This is a genomic window from Sphingobacterium cellulitidis, assembly GCF_043187465.1.
Lineage (GTDB): Bacteria > Bacteroidota > Bacteroidia > Sphingobacteriales > Sphingobacteriaceae > Sphingobacterium > Sphingobacterium cellulitidis.
The window spans coordinates 4,437,143-4,457,126 of record NZ_CP171136.1 but is presented as its reverse complement, the minus strand read 5'-3'; the positions used below and the strand labels follow the sequence as shown (position 1 = coordinate 4,457,126).

Annotated in this window: 12 protein-coding genes; 7 read left to right on the top strand and 5 right to left on the bottom strand. The window is 37.4% G+C overall.

What is annotated here, in order from left to right:
• Positions 1-356: 356 nt before the first annotated feature.
• Together ACF3OC_RS19310 and ACF3OC_RS19305 are read left to right on the top strand one after the other, a co-directional pair.
• Positions 357-3,656: a TonB-dependent receptor gene (locus ACF3OC_RS19310; protein WP_277711788.1), complete on the top strand. Its 3,300-nt coding sequence runs from the start codon at positions 357-359 to the stop codon at positions 3,654-3,656.
• Between the two features lie 8 nt (positions 3,657-3,664).
• Positions 3,665-5,257, top strand: a complete 1,593-nt coding sequence (locus ACF3OC_RS19305) for a RagB/SusD family nutrient uptake outer membrane protein (RefSeq protein WP_392470548.1) — start codon at positions 3,665-3,667, stop codon at positions 5,255-5,257.
• A gap of 113 nt (positions 5,258-5,370) precedes the next feature.
• Here the strand turns inward: ACF3OC_RS19305 and ACF3OC_RS19300 are convergent, their stop codons facing one another.
• The 4 genes from ACF3OC_RS19300 to ACF3OC_RS19285 all read right to left on the bottom strand — a co-directional run bounded on the left by ACF3OC_RS19300 (position 5,371) and on the right by ACF3OC_RS19285 (position 11,849).
• Positions 5,371-6,948, bottom strand: coding sequence for a RagB/SusD family nutrient uptake outer membrane protein (locus ACF3OC_RS19300; RefSeq protein ID WP_318271546.1), 1,578 nt, complete (start codon positions 6,946-6,948; stop codon positions 5,371-5,373).
• Between the two features lie 18 nt (positions 6,949-6,966).
• Positions 6,967-10,065 (bottom strand): TonB-dependent receptor, encoded by a 3,099-nt coding sequence (locus ACF3OC_RS19295; protein WP_318271544.1) that lies wholly within the window; start codon positions 10,063-10,065, stop codon positions 6,967-6,969.
• Positions 10,066-10,088: 23 nt separating this feature from the next.
• Positions 10,089-11,141, bottom strand: coding sequence for a FecR family protein (locus ACF3OC_RS19290; RefSeq protein WP_094258377.1), 1,053 nt, complete (start codon positions 11,139-11,141; stop codon positions 10,089-10,091).
• A gap of 84 nt (positions 11,142-11,225) precedes the next feature.
• Positions 11,226-11,849: an RNA polymerase sigma factor gene (locus tag ACF3OC_RS19285; RefSeq protein ID WP_094258376.1), complete on the bottom strand. Its 624-nt coding sequence runs from the start codon at positions 11,847-11,849 to the stop codon at positions 11,226-11,228.
• A gap of 338 nt (positions 11,850-12,187) precedes the next feature.
• On the opposite strand from ACF3OC_RS19285, the gene ACF3OC_RS19280 reads away from it, so the two are divergent.
• Entirely contained in the window at positions 12,188-13,126 is a 939-nt protein-coding gene (locus ACF3OC_RS19280; protein ID WP_094258374.1) for a glycoside hydrolase family 43 protein, read from the top strand.
• Positions 13,127-13,136: 10 nt separating this feature from the next.
• Here ACF3OC_RS19280 and ACF3OC_RS19275 read toward each other — a convergent pair whose 3' ends face one another.
• The gene (locus ACF3OC_RS19275) at positions 13,137-14,318 is read right to left on the bottom strand and encodes an MFS transporter (RefSeq protein ID WP_392470543.1); all 1,182 of its coding nucleotides are present in this window, start codon (positions 14,316-14,318) and stop codon (positions 13,137-13,139) included.
• 287 nt (positions 14,319-14,605) lie between these two features.
• Here ACF3OC_RS19275 and ACF3OC_RS19270 point away from each other — a divergent pair, with 287 nt between their 5' ends.
• From ACF3OC_RS19270 to ACF3OC_RS19255, 4 genes are all read left to right on the top strand, one after another.
• Positions 14,606-17,803, top strand: a complete 3,198-nt coding sequence (locus ACF3OC_RS19270; RefSeq protein WP_392470541.1) for a S41 family peptidase — start codon at positions 14,606-14,608, stop codon at positions 17,801-17,803.
• 531 nt (positions 17,804-18,334) lie between these two features.
• Positions 18,335-18,760: a metallophosphoesterase gene (locus ACF3OC_RS19265; protein ID WP_094258371.1), complete on the top strand. Its 426-nt coding sequence runs from the start codon at positions 18,335-18,337 to the stop codon at positions 18,758-18,760.
• Between the two features lie 78 nt (positions 18,761-18,838).
• Positions 18,839-19,195, top strand: a complete 357-nt coding sequence (locus ACF3OC_RS19260; RefSeq protein WP_094258370.1) for a hypothetical protein — start codon at positions 18,839-18,841, stop codon at positions 19,193-19,195.
• A gap of 198 nt (positions 19,196-19,393) precedes the next feature.
• The gene (locus ACF3OC_RS19255; protein WP_094258369.1) at positions 19,394-19,975 is read left to right on the top strand and encodes a sigma-70 family RNA polymerase sigma factor; all 582 of its coding nucleotides are present in this window, start codon (positions 19,394-19,396) and stop codon (positions 19,973-19,975) included.
• Positions 19,976-19,984: the final 9 nt, after the last annotated feature.

Genomic DNA, 19,984 nt, shown 5'->3' with positions numbered 1-19,984 from the left:
TTTTCATAAGATTTTTTTCCATGCAGATAGAGGTTTATGAAGTTTAGTAAAATGATAGATTGCTGATTCTCTTAAAGATATTGAATAATTTTTAATTTTTATTGAAATAGAAAGGAATGTTGTTTGCTAAAACTTATTGAATCGCAATTTATCTCATTTTACAATCTAAAAATTGTAATCAATATCATTATTTGTATAAATTGCTGTTTAGCAATAGAAAAAATGAGCTAAAAGGTCTTGAAATTTAAAGATATGATAACAATAACTCAATATTAATTACAAAATCATGCTAAAAAGTCAGAAATTTTAATATGTTTGCACTCGAATAAGAAAATTCAACCTAACACTTTATTTCAATGACAAACAAAACTGCTTTAATCAAGTACTTGATTTTAGCTGCCACCTTGGGAAATGCTGGAAATTCATATGCCAGTAACCTTAATAAGGCTTCCTTTTGGCAGCAGTCTAAACTCGAAGGTACTATCAGTGATGCAAATGGACCTATAGCTGGGGCATCAATCACTGTAAAGGGGAAAGGTATTTCTTCATTTTCTGATGATAAAGGTCATTTCAGCCTTTCAGATGTTAAACCAGGATCTACTTTAGTGATCAGTTATATCGGCTACCGAACGCAAGAGGTCGTGGTTAACAATGAGACAACCTTGAATATCACATTGGAGTCGACAGTATCTGATTTAGATGAAGTAGTAGTTGTTGCCTATGGTACCACCAAGAAGTCAACTTTTACCGGATCAGCATCGGTTGTAAAATCAGATCAGATAGAAAAGATTTCAGGTACAGGCTTTGCCGAAGCTTTGCAAGGGGCAAGTGCAGGGGTAAATGTAACAAATAATGAAGGTAACCCAGGTGGTGATTCTCGCATACAGATCCGTGGTATTTCATCTATGTCTGGTGCTTCCAATCCGCTATATGTTGTGGATGGTATGCCTTATGATGGACAATTGAACTCTATTGGCCAAAATGATATCGAGTCTATTACGGTATTGAAAGATGCAGCAGCATCTTCACTGTATGGTTCTAGGGCTGCAAATGGGGTAATTGTGATTACCACGAAAAGAGGAAAATCAAATAAACCTCAGATTAACTTTCGTTCTAACTGGGGGACTTCCGATAATGCAGTGGTTAACCCGACCAAAGCAAATCCATATGAACAATTACTGAATACCTGGGAAGGAATGTACAATGACCAATTCTACAAATATGGCTTGAGCGAACAAGCTGCTGGAGACTGGGCATCTGCAAACCTTTTAGGGAAACTTCTGAAAGCGGTGAAAACAACGGATGGTAAAAACTCCTATGTTTCGCCATTCCAACATATCAATGAAGACTATGTCCTTCATGATGGTAAAGGAAATTCCTATGTAAACCCTGATCTGAAAATGATCTGGAATGAAAGCGATTATGACTTTTATGGTGCTGTATTTTCTAGAAAACTAAGACAAGATTATACGGTAGATTTAAGTGGTACAGCCAATGAAGGTAAAACCAATTACTTCTTGTCTGCAGGTTATTTGGATGATAATGGTTATGCGAGTCGTCAATATTTTAAACGTCATAACTTTAGAGCCAATGTAAGTTCTCAAATTACAGATTGGTTACAGATTGGTGGAAATGTATCCTATTCTGGGTCCAGACAAAATCTTTCCGGAGCATCCCGTGCATTGGTATTTACCAATACCCTCCAATCTCCTTGGTTAAGAAATGTAGATAATACAGATTGGGTTTATTCGCAGAAGACTGGAGAAAGAATGTTTGATTATGGTACTTATACCAACAACTTCTTTGGAATCCAGGTATTGAACAACGGTGGTGATTATTGGGATAATCCTAATGATGAATCCTTCAACAACAATATGCGTAGCATGATTTCATCAAGATTTTATGCTGATTTCACTCTACCATATAACTTAAAGTTCAAAACTTCATTAGGTCTAGATAACAATATCTATAAGTTCTTTGGTTATGGTTCTGCAATTCATGATGCGTCTCAACAGGCACCTTACGGGATCACTGTAATCACCAATGGTGGTAATGCGACAAGAAACAATGGAGATACCAAATCCATGACCTTCAATAATATCTTGACATGGGAGCAAAGCTTCGGATTACATAATTTTTCTGCATTAGCAGGACAGGAAGCTTATTCTAAGGATTACTATTTTGATTCTGCTTATGGTGAGGGAATCATGCAGATGGGGCAATTTGAATTAGGTTCTACCACAAGAAACTGGAGCAATAACTCTTACAGAGACCGCATCGCTTTATTATCCTATTTAGGAAAGATCGACTATAACTTCAATAACAAATACTTTGTTTCAGGATCTATCCGTAGAGATGGTTCTTCTCGTTTTAGCCCTGAAAACCGTTGGGGTAACTTCTTCTCAGGTGGTGTTTCCTGGAGAATTAGTCAAGAGGAATTCTTAAAAGATAAAACCTGGATCAATAATCTAGCTTTACGTGCTAGCTTTGGTACAACAGGAAACGATAAGTTGACAAGAAGAAATGCTGCAGGGATCCCTGGAGGAGAAATCTTATATGCTTATCAAGGTGTTTATTCATCCGATGACCTATATACAGTTGCTGGTTTAAGACCTTCGGCAGTTCCAACTCCAGATTTGATCTGGGAGAAAAATCAACAATATAATGTTGGATTGGACTTCGGATTATTCAACCGTATCAATGGTACTTTAGAATACTACCACCGTGATGCAATCGACTTGTTGTTCTACAAAGACTTCCCATTGTCAGCACAGGTAGGTGCAGCAATTGGTCAGAATACTAACCTTGGTAACCTCACAAATAGAGGTATTGAATTTAGCTTATCAGCAGATGTAATCCGTAAAGAGAACTTCAACTGGAAAGCGGATTTCAATATTTCCACCCTGAAAAATGAAATCACCTATTTGCCGACTGGTGCTTTCACTTATGAAAATAGAACCGCTGGATACAAAGTGGAAGAAGGTAAATCCCTTTTTGAATTTTATATGGTGAAGAATGCTGGTGTTAATGCCGAAACAGGAAACATGCAGTATTACATCAAAGGAGATAATAATAACTGGGATATTACAGAGGACTATAGCTTGGTTACAACAGATGATTATCAGTATGTAGGTTCTGCATTACCGAAAGTATTTGGCGCATTAACCAACAGCTTCGGTTATAAAGGACTTGATCTTTCCTTCATGTTTTATTATTCATTAGGTGGTCACATGTATGACTATGGCTATATCGAGCGTACTGCACTTCGTGGTGGAGTAGGTGTCATTCAAGACTTGGTTGAGGATAGATGGAGAAAACCTGGAGACAATGCTCTATTGCCAAAATGGTCAAATGATGATTATTCAAGCACCAGAAAAGCATCTGATTTCTACGTTTTCAAAAATGATTATTTGAGATTAAGAAACGTGACTTTAGGTTATAACCTTCCAAAATCAGTGTTGGATAGATTGACTTTATCGAATGTTAGAATCTTTGTTTCTGGAGATAACTTATTGACATTCGGATCTGCCAAAAACAGATATTCAGATCCTGAAACTGGATTATCAGGAAATAATTATAATGGAAGTGCGGATACTGACAATGGTATTCAAGGTTCTAGAAGAGTTTATACAGGTGGTTTACAAGTCTCATTTTAATTCGCGTCATGAAAAAGGTACTTAAGAAAATTCAAATTTTAGCACTTGCCGTTGCACTAGGATTAAATAGCGGTTGTAGTGACTTTTTAGATACAAGCTCTTCAGTGGATACTTCCGATGGAGATGTTCTTTCCAATACTGCAGGTCTACAGAAAGTGTTGACTTCAGCATATAAACAATTATATTTCAATTCCCAAGGAGCAGACCGCGTATATGCTGGTCTCCCAGGCTTACAAATGTATGTGGACCTTGGTGGTTCAGATGTACTTTGCCATACCAATATGGGAGGTAATCAATTGACGGCTTACCGTTATGAGCCTTTGAAAACACAGGCAAATGGTCTTTCGGATGCAATCTGGTCCATGATGTATAAAATCATTAACCAGACCAATATCATCATTGATAATATTGAATCCGCTCAAGGCGAACAAGCAACAAAGGATGCTATTTTGGGACAAGCAAAAGCCATTCGTGGAATTTGTTATTTCCATTTGATCCAAAATTACCAACAGACTTACGCTATTGCTAAACAAAAGCCGGGTGTGATATTGAGATTAACGTCCAAGGATGAACAAAACCTTCCACGTGCAACCGTACAAGCTACTTATGATCAGATCGTAAAAGACCTGACGGATGCAAAATCACTTTTAGGTTCATATACGCGTGAAGGAAAGTGGTTTATTAATCAGGATGTCGTAACAGGGCATTTAGCACGTGTTTATCTAGTGATGAATGATTGGTCAAAAGCCTTGGCTGAATCTACAGAGCTTTATGGTAAGTATCCGACGCTGATGAGCAAGGAACAATACCGTGCTGGATTTGTTGATGTGATCAGCAAGAATTACCCTGAAGTTGTTTGGGCAGTAAAATTTACAGATCAAAACAACTTAGGTGGTGGTACGCAATTTAACTTCTGGTACAACCAAGATGCTAGCTATGGAGAAGGATTTACAGACGGACCGATTTATTCATTCTTAGATTTCTTTGCTGATGGAAAGTACGAGCAATTATTTGAGAAAACAGAAGACAGATATCAATTCTGGAAAAGAACAAATAATGCAAGTGCAGAATGGTCTACAAAATGGGCGTATGATAAGTATAAGCACTATGGTGATGGAAATGGGGCTAAGCAAAGTAATACTCGTCCGGAGATCTCATTAATGCGCAGTGCTGAAATGTTATTGATTATGGCAGAGGCATCTGCTCAATTGAATAATGGCCAAGGATTGACGCATCTTAACAAATTACAAAAAGCTAGAGGTGTAAAAAACCTAACTTCAGTAGCATCAGGAACGAATCTTTTGGAAGCAATTTATGTTGAGCGTAGAAAGGAATTGTTATGTGAAGGGGTTACTGGACTATACGATTTGTTAAGATTGCAGAAACCATTGGTTCGTTATCAAGAGACTGCTTCTTATAAAGAAGGTCATTATACTTGGGGAGTATCTTATTTGAATGGTTATGTCGCAAATTCGGCAAACCCTACAGGAACTTTCCCTTCAAATGATTACAGATTATTGTGTCAAATCCCACAATTGGAAATTGTGAATAACGAGGCATTAACTGAATCTGATCAAAACCCATATAGTGGCACTAAATAAGCTTTAAGCAGTGTTATCATAAATTTTGCAAAACCCCGTCATTCGAGAATGACGGGGTTTAATTTTAAAAGATTATATGAAAACTTACTAAAGAGTAATCCTTAATTCAAAAATTACCAACCTTGGTTTTGTGCAATTCCAGAATTGCTGACATCCTGTGGAGGAATTGGCCATACATGATGAACCGCTGGGTTGAAATTTCGAGGTGCCCAAACCGTAATAATAGTATAAGGAGAATTAGGGTCTGTTTTTACAGTGTGTTGTCTCCCTGTTGCTGGTTTAGCATATGCCGCTTGCGCATCTCCCCAACGAACTAAATCACTATGTCTATCAGTATATTCACCTGCAAATTCCGAACGACGTTCTCTCTTTAATTGAGTTAAAGTTGCGCCGCTAAGGTTACTTAAGCCGGCACGGTTTCTAACTTTATTGATCTCAGCATCCCCATTCTTACCATCCATAATCAATGCCTCAGCTTTCATTAATAATATATCAGCATATCGAACCAATGGAATATTCAGGTTAGAAGTCGGATAATCCCCATTTGGATTTAAATGTTGATCCTTCGGGAATCGAAATGGCTGCATATATTTATTGAATTGAAAACCAGTCTGTGAGTTGGAGGAGAAATACTTACGTTCTTGACCAAATAAAGTAAAGGTATCCCCAAATTCAAGAATGGTAGCATTCCTTCTAGGATCTCCTGTTTCAAAAGAATTGTATAATTCTAATGATGGATGAAAATATCCCCATCCGTTATAGAGGCCATAACCCGTATTCTCAAACATAACTGCAGGTAAGATGGACCCATAGACTTTATTGGAAACGACTGAGAAAATATACTCTGATGAGTAATTGTTTTCAACATAAAAAACGCTCGCAAAATCTACAGCAGGATTATCCGTATCGATAAGTTTACGTCCAGAACCTGAATTGGTTACCATGTCGCAATATTTTACTACCTGAGCCCATTTTGACTTATCATATCTAGCCCATTGTACATTGGTTTTTGCTAAGTATGCATAAGCAGCATCTTTATTAGCGCGACCCAGATTACTTGCATCATAAGTCGTTAATAATGGAAGCATATCTGCTGCTTTTAACAAGTCAGATTCGATTTGCTTGAAATTCTCTTGAACATTCGCAGGACGAGTGAATTTATTCTCATTCATATTCTGCTCAGTTACTATAGGTACCCCGGCTCTTTGATCTCCATAATATTGTGAAAGATAAAAGGAAGCATATCCACGCATGAAATAAGCTTCGCCAATTACTTGGTTTTTGGTTTTATCGCTGATGTTCATGGACGGAACTTTAACGATAATATTATTTGCACGTTGGATAATCTGATAGAACTTTTTGTACATGCTGTTGATACGGCTTTCATTTCCTGTCGCTGTAAAGTTTCTAACAGCAGCTGATCCAGCATCAGTTCTTCCGGTTACCACATCATCGGATGCATTTACAAACCAAAATAACCCCCGGCCAAACATATTATCATCATTAAAATGTTCGTATAAACCATTGGAAGCAAAGATAGCATCCGACTCGGTTTTCCAGAAGTTGGCATCAGTTGTTGTTCCCTGCGGAGTAAGATCAGTGAAGCTCTTGCTGCAAGAGGCCATGCCCGCCGCAAGACCTAAGGCCATTGCCGGCATGAATATATATTTCTTTTTAAATTGTAATTTCATTGTTCTGCTTCTTGAAAATTAAAAGTTGATGTTCAAACCTACGGTGTATGTCTTTGCGAGCGGATAGTTCGCTACATCCAAACCAATTCTTCCTACCTCAGGATCGATTCCTGAATACTTGGTAAAGGTGAATGGATTTTCTGCAGAGACATATAGTCTAGAATTTAGTTTGCCAAAAAATTCAGGAAGATTATAACCTAAAGTGATGTTTTTGATACGGAAGAAATCACCATCTTCTAAGTACCAATCCGAAATCGTCCCGAAGTTACTGTTCGGATCCTGGATAGATAATACTGGAATGCTACTGTCGGTATTTTGCGGAGTCCATGCATCCAATACACGACTGTCTAAGTTGTACCCTTGTAAGCCTGCATTATAAGCCGTGAATTTGTATCCGTTGAAGATTTTAGAACCCGAAACACCATAGGTTAATACGCTTAAGTCAAAACGTTTGTAACCTAAGTTTAAGGTAAATCCATAGGTTGTTTTCGGAACGGCACTACCCATATATTCACGATCCTCCTCGTTGATTTTTCCATCATTATTCTTATCTACAAATTTTAAATCCCCAGGTCTAGCATTTTTCTGGATTTTCTCACCATTGAAGGTATAGGCATCTATTTCTGCCTGACTTTGGAAAATTCCTGCGTTGCGAATTAAATTGTAAGAATATAAAGGTTGACCTGCTGTAGAACGATATGGTAATAAGATCCCACGAACATGGTCTCCATGTTGAACAAAGTCATTGTAATAACCATTTAGGTTAAGAACTTCATTTTGGTTGATGCCAATATTTCCTCTTAAACCCAGTTCAATTTCTCCGAATTTCTTGTTATAACTTGCTGAAACCTCAAAACCCTTATTCATTACATCACCCACATTCGAAGGAGCTACTGAAGATACTCCAATATGTGGATCCGGCTGATTGCTTAAGATCATACCGATTGTTTTCTTTCTGTAATAGTCGGCTGTAATGGTTAATTGATTGGCAATCGTCATATCCAAACCAACGTCAAATGACTCTGAACGCTCCCAGATTAAGTTCGGGTTAGGTTGTTCCGTCAGTGCGAAATGACGTACCAGTTCCCCTTTACTTCCCAATGGAGTAACCATGCCTGTGTTCAATGGCAAGTTGAAAGCATAGGCACCTACGGATTGAATATTTCCGATCTGTCCCCATGAACCTCTAAGCTTTAGATCGTTGAACAGGCTACTATTGAAAAATGGTTCATTGGAAATACGCCATGCTGCTGAAACGGATGGGAAAATATCAGAACGGTTTTTTGATGCCAAGCGTGAGGTTCTGTCCTGACGAATACTCGCGGATAGAAAATAACGATTAGCATAATTATAGTTCGCACGGGCAATGGCTGAAGTCAATGCATCCTCATAGACGCCACTTGTTGGCAGCTTTGGAATAGATGCAGCATTACCAATATATTGGAACCAATCATCTTCTCTTTCGAAGCCCATTCCTTGTATATAATAACTTTCATATCTTGTTTTCTGAGCCGAATAAACCGCTACTAAATCCAAATTATGATCTCCAAATTGTTTGGTATAGTTCAATTGTTGATCCCATATCCAACGGTTTTCTCTAGAATCCTCATGGGTCAGGTAATTGTTTCCATTCGCACGACCGATTTCTGGAATTTTAGGGTCAAAACGCTTGTATGAATAGCGATTTAAGTTAATCCCGAAGTTTGTTTTGAAAGATAAACCATCAACGATATCAACTTTTATAAAAGCATTTCCGTTTAGATTCAACTGTGGGTTTTTAACGGTTGGACGTAACAGTAACGCTACTGGGTTATAAGTGTCACCATATGTTCCTGAGAAGCCTGCTAAATCAAATGGAACCGTTCCATGGAATAGATGGTTTTCATCGTATACCGGTGCAGCAGGGTTCATGTAAATAGCATTGATAATAGATCCGCTATAGGAACTTTCAGTGTTTGTCCCCTGCGTAGAGAGATGACTAGCATAGAAATTTTGTCCAACAGAAACTCGGTCAAAGAAATTGAACTCAGATTTTAAGCGGTAACTGAAACGTTTGTAACCTGTGTTTAATAGAAGACCTTCCTTATCATGGTAGCCAAAAGAAGAAGAGTAAGTTGCTTTCTCTGTACCACCTGATAATTGAACATTGGAGTTTAGGATATTTCCAGTTTGAAAGATTTCATCCATCCAGTTTGTTCTAGTTACTTGTCCCCAAGGGTTTTGGCTTGCATCATGCCCAGGACGAGGATTTACACCATCATTTTTTGCTGCGGTATTGTATGCCGTCGAGTATTGTTCTGCATTTAATGCCGATGGGAGATTGCTGGCAGTTTGCCATCCACGATATACATCTGCTTGGACTTTTGGAGTTCCAGCTTTTCCGCTTTTTGTCGTAATCACGATAACTCCGGACGCTGCTTGAGCACCATAAATTGAAGCTGCAGCAGCATCTTTCAAAATGTTCACACTCTCGATGTCATTTGGATTGATAGGACCACCGTAATAAGGCAAACCATCCACTACATAAAGTGGAGCTTCTGCATTTAATGTTCCCATACCCCGGATCATCACCGAAGGCATTTTCGATGGGTCACCACCCGAAGACATTACTGTTACCCCGGCAACATTTCCTTGAAGCATGTCTGAAACATTACTTAATGGACGGTCCACTTGTTCCTTGACATCCGGAAGCGTAGAAACGGCAGTCGTCAAATCGCCTTTCTTTTGTTGGCCATAACCAATGACAACTACCTCTTCCAGATCCGCCAATTGCTCGGTCATTCGGATAAGCATAGAACTGCTTTCCGAATCATTTAGTGGTTTAGTGTTGGTCTCATAATTATTAAATCCTATCATACTGACTTTCAGTCTGTAATTTTTTGCGCCCTCAATGCCAGAAAGAACAAACATACCTTTGCTGTCGGTAGAGGCAGCAGCAATAATTTGCCCCGTTTGATCCACCAACTGTACTGTAGCTCCTGAAAGTACCTTGCCGCTTTGGTCAACAATAGTACCTTTAAGTTGCCCATTGGTCTGTGCCCAGACATTTGCGGCCAAAAAAACTGCTGCCCCACTTAATAGGAGCCTCAGATTTTTCATCATTGTTTTCTTCTTCATGTAGTTAATACTGATTAGATTATTTAATTCTGTGTATTATCGTTTTTGTTTATATAAATCGTTCCTCCATTGTCATGGAAAGAGAGTTCATTCATCTGGCAAATTATATTCAATATCATTTCCAAGGAATTGCTCTCTGAAAATTCCCCAGTAAAGGTTTTCCCCGTTAATAGTTCTTTGTCAAATTCAATTTTTATGTTTTTCTCCTTGGCGATGATTTCAAATACTTGGTTCAAGTCTTGATTGTCAAATTTTAATAATGGCTTTTCCGAAGACGTTTCTATAGCCGGATTGATCGTCTTTAATGGTTTCTTGATATTGACCTGAGGTTTTGGAATAAATTCGTATTTCTCGCCTTCAATTTTCAACTTGTCTCCCGGATTGAGGATCTGAGGCTTCATGCCATTGGCTGTTTCATGTACTTGGTTAACTCGAACTTTGCCCGACAAAAGATTTACAGAAACCCGGTCTGACTCGAATGATTTTACAATGAAAATTGTACCCAAAGCCGTAGTGCTATAGCCATGTGCATAGACAATAAATGGCCTAAGGCTATCATGAGCGACTTCAAATTTTGCCTTACCCACTAAATCTATTTTCCGGTCTTTCTTGCCATAATCTACAGTATAGCGAATACTACTTTTAGGAAACAGAGTAATCTTGGAATGATCAGGAAGGATGGCTATTTGGTTGACGGTTTTCTCATTTATTAAAAGAGTGCTGTCGTTTTTGGTCAATTGGTCTTCAAGTAGCTTATGATTACTGTTGTTTTGGAAATAAATATAATAAGCAAACGCAGCCACAAGTAATATGGAAGCAGCTACTAGCCATTTTTTAAATAATGGAATGATGGTTTTATGGTTCTGCTGGATACCAGTTTTTTGATGGATTTTTTGAAGAATTAACTTATAATCCTCATCAGAAAGATTATCGTTCTTTTTATCAAAAGCGGATTTAAGAGAATTATACAATTCCAGATCTTGTTTTTCAAGGTCAGTCAATAATTGCTTTTGTTCCTCTAAATCAAGAGCCCCTTTCCAAAAGAGTTCAATTCTATGTTCTAAATTTTTGTCCATTATATCTAAATACAATGGATTGGAAAAAAGGGGATGCCTTTTCGAGTTAATTAATTATTAAGTTAACATTAAAATAATGTAGAGTTATCCTTGAAGGAGGAGGAGAAGTAAAAGAGCTTTTCCAATGTGTTCAGGATGATGGGAAATAATATACTTTCGGATAGTTTGATTTGACTGTTTTAAGTAATCATTTACTGAACTAAGGCTAATCCCCAATCGATTTGCAACGTCTTCTTTGGAGCAACCTTCATATCTGTGCAGCTTAAAAACTTCCTTTTTTCGAGGCGGCAATTCATTTACTGCTTCGTCTAAAATTTCTAATTGAATTTCGAACTGTTCTTCTATTTCAATGGACGCTGTATTATCGGCGATTAATTCTTTATCCAATTCTTCCAAATAAGTAATGGATTCCTTCAACTTTTGTTTTAGGATATTCATGGACTTGTTGTAGCTCACTACAAATAACCAACCCCCGACTGATTTTTCAGTGTTTATCTTATAACGGTTTTGCCATAATGCAATAAAAACATCCTGTAATATCTCCGCGGACTGATCGGGGTTCTTTACGAATTTTAAGATGTTGGCATGTACAGGTCGGTGGTAATGCTGATATAATTGATTGAACGCCGTAACGTCACCCAAAGACATGGCTTGGATGCAGGATAACTCATCAAAATTTTTATTAATCCCGTCTCGATACTGATTCATAATTTCAATTACATTAAAATTGCCTCAAATGTAACCAACAGGATATCTAGAAAGACTTTCAGTCTATTATTAAATTATTAATTTTTTACTTTGTTGGTTTATTCTGTGTGCTAATTGGGGATTTCTAAAGCCGCCATTTTCTGTTTTTGTACTGAAATTGTCAAGGTTCTGGATTAATAGTATTGGCGCTAAAAAATCATTTATTTTAATACAATATACTAAGAGTTTATCAAAGGTCAAATAAAGCTTAAAAAATCCTTTAAATGTATACATATTTAACTAACACGTTTATTTTTAAGGGCATATTAATTATATTTGATTCAATCAACAAATAAACCATGTTAAAACCTATAATTTCCTTATGTGTCTTGCTTTTCCTTGCCTTAGGCTTGAGTGCACAGCAATCGGACTCCGCTTATGTATTCTCATATTTCAAAGGAAACGGCGAGGATGGCTTGCATCTTGCCTTCAGTGAAGACGGATTAAAATGGACTTCATTAAAGAATGATCAGTCTTTCTTGACGCCTAAATTAAGCCCTGATAAATTAATGCGGGATCCTTGTATTATTAAAGGTGGCGATGGATTGTATCATATGGTTTGGACAGTTAGTTGGACCCAGAAAGGAATTGGACATGCTACCTCCAAGGATTTAATCAATTGGTCTGAACAACAATATATTCCAGTCATGGAACATGAAGAAAACACTCGAAATACCTGGGCTCCGGAAATTACCTATGATCCGGAAACAAAACAATATATGATTTATTGGGCTTCGACGATAACAGGTGAGTTCCCTGAAACACAAGTGGAAGCCGATGAAGGGTATAACCACCGAATGTATTATACTTTGACCAAAGACTTTAAGTCCTTTTCAGAGACTATGCTACTCTATGATCCTGGATTTAACAGTATCGATGCAACCATTCAAAGAAATGGAAAAAACTGGATGATGGTCATCAAGGATGAAACTCGAGAACCTCAAGCAGAGAAAAATTTGAAACTAGCCTTTGCAGATCATCTTGAAGGACCCTACTCGGATGCAAGTGAAAAGATAACTGGAGATTTTTGGGCTGAAGGACCTACTGTTGCCAAAATAAATGGGGAATGGTATGTTTATTTCGATCGTTATATGGATAACCATTTTGGATTGATCAAATCCAAGGATCTTAAAAACTGGGAAGATATTACTGATCAGTTGGAATTACCGAAGGATTTGAGACATGGAACCATCCTAAAAATTTCTCGAAAAGAATTGAATAAGCTTAAGGCGCTTTAGCCTTAAGCTTTTATTGTTCCCTAAATATTTTAAGACGGCTTGTCATAATGAACATTAAAAATCCAAATAAGGAGAATAATGCAAATGAGTATCTTAAGTTGAATATTTCAGCTATATAACCAATCAGTGGTGGACCCATTAGAAATCCTAAATATGATATACTGGACACCATTGCCAAAGCGACTCCCGCAGGAATGCTTTTATGTTTTCCAGTAACGCTATATACGGTAGGCACATTACAAGCCACCCCAAGACCAACCAACATAAACGCCACAGTACAAACCCATAGGTTCGGGAAAATCACAGAAGATAACATCCCCAAGAACATTAGGATCCCACTGATTTGTAGCGTTCTTTGTCTCCCAATTCTACTGATAATGGCATCTCCAATAAAACGGCCGGTTGCCATCATGATCATAAAGGAAGCATAACCCAGGATTACCAGGCTTTCCGGTGCTTTGACAACCTCACTGAAATATACTCCGCTCCAATCAAACATGGCTCCTTCTGTTGCCATGCTAAAGAAACCGATTATCCCTAGTTGTATAATCAATGAATCTGGTTTGAACTTCGACTTTACCTTCTCCTTCTTCTCTGTGCCAACCTCTGGAACTAGAAATTGCTTGTTAATAAGGATATTTACTGTCATTAGAATAATCACTCCTACAAAATGACCGAAGGTATTGATCTGAAAATTTAAAGTTAATAGTCCGATCAAAGCTCCTGTAAACCCAGCCAAGGACCAAGCTCCATGAAAGGAAGACATGATTGATCGACCATAAAGTTCTTCTGCTAAAACACCCTGGGTATTGACGGAGATATTACAAATATTACCGGTGACACCAAATAAGAACAATGCAGCACCCAAAAACCAAGCATTTCCTGAAAATGCAATAAACAATAATACTAATGAATACAGGAAGGCCGCCCAAGGTAGAATTTTATGACTACCATACTTATTGACCAAGGCTGCTGAAATAGGCATAGTTAACAATTGCCCAATTGGAAGCATTAATAAAATCGTTCCTAATTGTGCCTCTGATAAGCCTAATGCTGCTTTTATGGTCGGAATACGACTTGCCCAACTGGCAAATCCTAATCCTTGACCGAAATAGAATAACGCAACAGCAATTCGAATTCTACTTTTCATGGATTGAGAGACGTTTGCACTCGCCTCGCTTAATGATGTCATCGTCGATAATTTTGTAACAAAAATAGAACAAATTTTAGACTTCATAGACAAGAAAGTGTAAAAAATACACAATTATAACTCTTTGTTAATCTTTATGTTATGCGCGTATTTTATTTTATCTTTTTCGTTAATATTTGAGGAAATTATTAGGATTTCCTTTTGTTTTTATCCAATTCATAAGATTGCTTGTTCGGCTCTACCATATTCCGCAAACAAATCTTAAATTTGATAGCATCAGCATGTTAACATACAAATGCTAGGAATCAAATTAATAATTAACCCTTTTTATGAATAAAACTTTGCTATCTATTGCCTTATTGCTTGGGGGATCCTTGCAACTGCAGGCTCAGGTACAACCCACGTTTCTTTCTAATCCAACTTTGAGTCCAGACGCGCAAACAATTGTGTTCTCTTTTGAAGGGGATTTATGGAAAGTGCCGTCCGCTGGTGGTCCTGCACTCAGACTGACAGCCATGGAAGGTAATGAGGTCATGCCGCGAATCTCCCCAGATGGTCAGTGGCTCGCCTTCTCTTCTAACCAAAATGGTAATATGGATGTCTATGTCATGCCTATGGCTGGTGGAAATATTACGCAGATTACAAGTCATGAATCAACCGATGAAGTGGATAGCTGGAGTTGGGATAGTAAGCAGATTTATTTTACCTCAGGTCGTGAAAACCGTTTAAGTAGCTACAAAGTAAGTAAGAATGGTGGAACCGCAGTTCGTATTTTCCCGCATTTCTTCAATTATATCCATAATATGGTGGAAACTCCTGCAGGGGAATTACTATTTACCGATACCTGGGAAAGCTACACTGCAGCAAACCGTAAAAGATATAAAGGAGCATTCAACCCAGATATCAAAGGTTTTAATCCTAAAACTAATACTTATAAGGATTACACAACTTATGAAGGGAAGGACCTATGGCCAACCGTAGATAATAAAGGGATCATTTACTTTGCTTCTGACGAAGGAAACAATGAGTACAACCTATATAGCATCTCAAATGGCCAAAAAGTTGGATTGACACAATTTCCCGAATCCATTCGGAGTCCTCAGGTTGCGGCAAATGGATCAGCGGTGGTCTTTGAGAAAGGCTATCAGATCTTTGTTTATGATGTAGCCAGTAAAAAAACAAACCAACCTGCGATTAGCTTAAGTCGTAATCAAGTCCTTGCTAAGTCCAAGGAATTTGATGTGAAAGGAGCAATCAGTAATTATGATGTTTCCCCGGACGGTAAGAAAATGGCTTTTGTTTCTCGTGGTGAGCTGTTTGTTTCTGATGTCGATGGCAAATTTATTCGACAAATGCCAAGTCAAGGTGAGCGCATTGCTGAGGTACAATGGCTAAAAGACAACAAGACTTTAATCTATAACCAGACCCTCAACGGTTATTTAAACTGGTATGCTCGTTCTGCTGATGGCAAGGGTGAGGTGAAACAATTGACCCAAGACAATCGGAACAATAGGGATATCAATTTTAATAAAGATAATAGTAAGGCAGTTTATTTGAGTGGTAGGGATGAGGTACGCATCATGGACTTGAATAGTCTGAAAAGTGAAACCATCGTAAAGGATGAAATTTGGGCTTTCCAAAACTCTTCACCATCCTTTTCGCCAGATGATAAATACGTGCTGTTTACAGCGATTCGAAATTTTGAGCAAGATATATTTGTTTACAATATTGCAGACAAGAAAACAATTAATCTAACTAATACAGGAGTAACAGAAGCTTCACCGGCATGGTCTCCTGATGGAAAATATATTTATTTCTCCAGTAACCGTACAAAACCAGCTTATCCATCAGGAATGGACAACGCCAGCCTTTATCGAATGGCATTGGAAAATTATGATGAACCTTATCGTATCAGCAAGTTCGATGAGCTATTTAAGGACGTTGAAAAAGACAAGGAAAAGGAGAAAAAAGATACAACAACTACGAAAGACGATAAAACTAAAAAGGCTAAGGATACCAAAGATAAGCCTGCAGCTAAGGATGAGAAAAAGGACGATTCCAAGAAAGTTTTGGTGAGCATAGATGTGCAAGGTCTTTCAGATAGAATCACGCAGGTGAGCCCATCTGCTGGGACTCAATACAGTCCATTGCTTTTTGCCAAAGGCGAGAAAACCTTTTTATTTTATCAATCTAACCATGAAGGTAAATGGGCAACCTATAGAATCACTTTTGAACCTTTTACCAACAGTAAAACGGATAAAGTTTTGGATGGTTCCTTACAAGGACTTATGGAGGTTGACGGGAAGTACTTTGCCATTGTGAATGGGAATATTCAGAAGTATAATATCGACCAGAATAGACTGGAAAATATGGACATTGGTTTCAAATTCAATAGAGATTTGGATAAGGAGTTCAAGCAGATGTTCTATGAAACTTGGGCAAATGTTGAAGAAAACTTTTATGATGAGAAATTTCACGGGGTGGATTGGGAAGGAATGAAAAAGAAGTATAGCAATTATCTTTCAGGAATCAATAACCGCATGGATTTACGTATCCTTCTCAATGATATGCTTGGGGAATTGAACTCTTCCCATATGGGATTCAGTACTTTCGGCACGGATGAAAGAAAGCAATATAATTTTGTAACGAATGAGCTTGGTGTCACTTACGACGCAAAGGATCCGTATAAAATCGCTCATATTGTTGCTAAAGGTCCGGCTTCCAAAAAAGATGTCAACCTAAAAGTAGGGGATGTGTTAGTTGCTGTAAATGGAACCCCAATTGATAAGAGCAAGGATCGAGATTCTTATTTTACTTGGCCATCCTTGGCGAATGAAGTGCAGTTGACTGTAAATCGTGCTGGCAAAGAAGAGAAAATTAATATCAGACCGCAAAGTAATGCTGCTTTCAAGGATCTATTATACGATGAATGGATAAAAGGAAATCGCTCAAAGGTGGATCAACTTAGTAAAAACCGAATTGCTTATTCGCATATGAAGAATATGGGTTCGGATGAGTTGCAATCGTTCCTGATAGATATGGCCGAGCAAGAAAATAATAAGGATGCCATAATCCTGGACTTACGTTATAATACAGGTGGAAATGTCCATGATGAAGTCTTAAAGTTCCTTTCACAACGTCCATATCTAAAATGGCAATATCGTGGAGGTAAGCTGTCCCCACAAAGTAACTTTGCTCCAGCCGGAAAGCCTATTGTCTTGTTGATCAATGAACAATCCCTGAGTGATGCTGAAATGACAGCAGCCGGCTTTAAAGAACTAAAACTCGGAAAGATCATAGGAACTGAAACTTATCGTTGGATAATTTTTACCTCTGGAAAAGGATTGGTGGATGGATCTTTCTATCGTTTGCCTTCTTGGGGTTGTTATACCTTGGATGGAAAGGATCTGGAATTAACCGGTGTATCACCTGATATCACCATAAAAAACACGGTAGCTGACCGCGTGGCCGATAAGGACCCACAATTGGAAAGAGCAGTTCAGGAAATCTTAAAGGATTTAAATTAAAAAATTATTAAATAAAGTCTTTGAAGGCCGGCAGGTAATAACCTGCTGGCCTTCTTTGTGTACAAATGTAAACTAATCATTCCCCTAATCTATCTGACAGGTTTAAATTAGCTAGAATCCTTTCTTGCCGCATTAATTATTTATTATTAGTTAATGATTGCGTAATGTTTTATAAATATTGTGGCGATACTTTTGTGCAATTATTAAAAATTATAGTACATGAAATTAATTATTACGTTATCGCCGCTACTTTTTGTATTTGTTTCTTGCTAAAAAGATGAATTCCAGACCTCTAGGGTAAAACCTGAGGTTAAACCTTTAGTAAAAAAAGAAAACCATCTAGAATCTATTCAACCCACTCAGGAGTATGATGTTCATTTTGTATACAGTCAAGATGGAAATATCTATTTCAAGAGAATCTTAAAATCTGCTTCCGGAAAGGAACTGGAAACAAAAACCTTTTCTCAACCTAGTAGTTCAGAATTAGAATTCACAGTTTTTATCAATCATATCAATAAAGAAAATAAGGATATGAAGGTGAAAATTAAGCCAAATACAGTTTTTCAGAATAAAGGTGAATGGACTACCGACGAACAAATCTTGGTCGTATCCGACTATGAAGGTGAATTTTTCCAATTGGTAGATCTATTAATTTCTGCACAAGTAATCGATGAATACTACAACTGGAAGTTTGGAAACAAGCATCTGGTGTTTCTTGGGGATGCTTTTGACCGTGGAACAATGGTTCATGAAATCCTTTGGTTACTCTATAAATTAGAATCTGAAGGTGCAAACTTTCATTTCCTATTTGGGAATCATGATATAATGAATATCTCCGAAAATCAAACTAATTATATAGACGAGAAATACAAAGCTGAAGTAAAGCCTCTAGGTTTCGAAGGAATTGAAGACTTGTATAAAGAGAATACTATTCTTGGTGGCTGGTTAAGACAGTAAAATGTTATTGAAAAAGGAAATGATATTTTATTTGTTCACGGTGGTATCTCTGAAGTTTTATTCACAGAACAACCTAATATGAACATTGCCAAAGTCAATGAGATTGTTCAAAAGAATTTAAATGACCCTAAAAATCCGGAATCTGCACCTTATTTGCGTTCTAGTTCTGCACTAACATGGTACCGTGGTTACTTTAGAAACCCTAAACAGGACCCTGCGTTTTTAGATGAGGTATTGAGCCATTTCAAAGCAAGACTAGTTTGTGTGGCGCATACCATTCAGAAACAAGCGGGCTTATCCTATGATGGAAAAGTTGCTGGTACGGATGTGGATATTCATAAGGGTCAAAAAGAAGGCTTAATCTTCGACAAAAAAGATGTTTATAGAATTGAAGTAAAAGATAAAAATACAGCTGCAGTAAAAACGAAGTTGTAGAGGAATTCCCTGCTCAATAAAGCATTCCCAATTAATTGTTTCTTTGTAAAAGAGCATTAATTGGGAATGCCTTTTTAATAGGAGATGGTGGGTTTGGGATAAAACCTTTTAAAAAAGTAATCATATTGTTGCAATTCTCGAATAATCGGTTATTTTTACAGAAAGTAAACCCTAAATCACCTTAACCTATTAAACTACATGGATGTTATTGAACCTAATTTACATCAAATTTCTAGGGAAGATTTTGACCTTATCAGTCGATTGAAAAACAACGATACCGAAGCTTTTTCAGCGATTTACTTTGCGCATTGGGAAAGTTTTTTCGATATCTGTTTGGGATTTTTGAAAGAAGAGGAACTAGCAAAAGATGTATTACACGATGTGTTTTTAGATTTCTGGAGAATCCGGCATAAACTAGAAATTAAATATTCCTTAAGGGCGTATCTTAGTGTATGTATTAAAAACAAATGTATTTTTGTTCTGAAACAACAACAAAAGCTAAAAACGACCAACTTGGAGAATTTAGATTTTGTAACTTCTGAATATGATCAGTTGGCTGTGAATGATATTGAAAAACAGCTGGATTATATATTAAAGAATAAACTAACCAGTAGAAGTAGATTAATATTTGAATTAAACCGATTTGAAGATATGACCTATAAGGAAATTGCTGCCAAGATGAACTTGAGCGTGAAATCGGTTGAATATCATATGTCAAAAGTGCTAAGTTTATTGAGAAAATCAATATTGCTCTTATTTACCTCAATATTATTCTTCTAGAAAATGGAG

Bases quoted from the DNA above. Each gene is read 5' to 3' on its own strand.
- ACF3OC_RS19310 (WP_277711788.1), top strand. From the start codon at position 357: ATGACAAACAAAACTGCTTTAATCAAGTACTTGATTTTAGCTGCCACC.
- ACF3OC_RS19305 (WP_392470548.1), top strand. From the start codon at position 3,665: ATGAAAAAGGTACTTAAGAAAATTCAAATTTTAGCACTTGCCGTTGCA.
- ACF3OC_RS19300 (WP_318271546.1), bottom strand. From the start codon at position 6,948: ATGAAATTACAATTTAAAAAGAAATATATATTCATGCCGGCAATGGCC.
- ACF3OC_RS19295 (WP_318271544.1), bottom strand. From the start codon at position 10,065: ATGAAGAAGAAAACAATGATGAAAAATCTGAGGCTCCTATTAAGTGGG.
- ACF3OC_RS19290 (WP_094258377.1), bottom strand. From the start codon at position 11,141: ATGGACAAAAATTTAGAACATAGAATTGAACTCTTTTGGAAAGGGGCT.
- ACF3OC_RS19285 (WP_094258376.1), bottom strand. From the start codon at position 11,849: ATGAATCAGTATCGAGACGGGATTAATAAAAATTTTGATGAGTTATCC.
- ACF3OC_RS19280 (WP_094258374.1), top strand. From the start codon at position 12,188: ATGTTAAAACCTATAATTTCCTTATGTGTCTTGCTTTTCCTTGCCTTA.
- ACF3OC_RS19275 (WP_392470543.1), bottom strand. From the start codon at position 14,318: ATGACATCATTAAGCGAGGCGAGTGCAAACGTCTCTCAATCCATGAAA.
- ACF3OC_RS19270 (WP_392470541.1), top strand. From the start codon at position 14,606: ATGAATAAAACTTTGCTATCTATTGCCTTATTGCTTGGGGGATCCTTG.
- ACF3OC_RS19265 (WP_094258371.1), top strand. From the start codon at position 18,335: ATGAAGGTGAAAATTAAGCCAAATACAGTTTTTCAGAATAAAGGTGAA.
- ACF3OC_RS19260 (WP_094258370.1), top strand. From the start codon at position 18,839: ATGAACATTGCCAAAGTCAATGAGATTGTTCAAAAGAATTTAAATGAC.
- ACF3OC_RS19255 (WP_094258369.1), top strand. From the start codon at position 19,394: ATGGATGTTATTGAACCTAATTTACATCAAATTTCTAGGGAAGATTTT.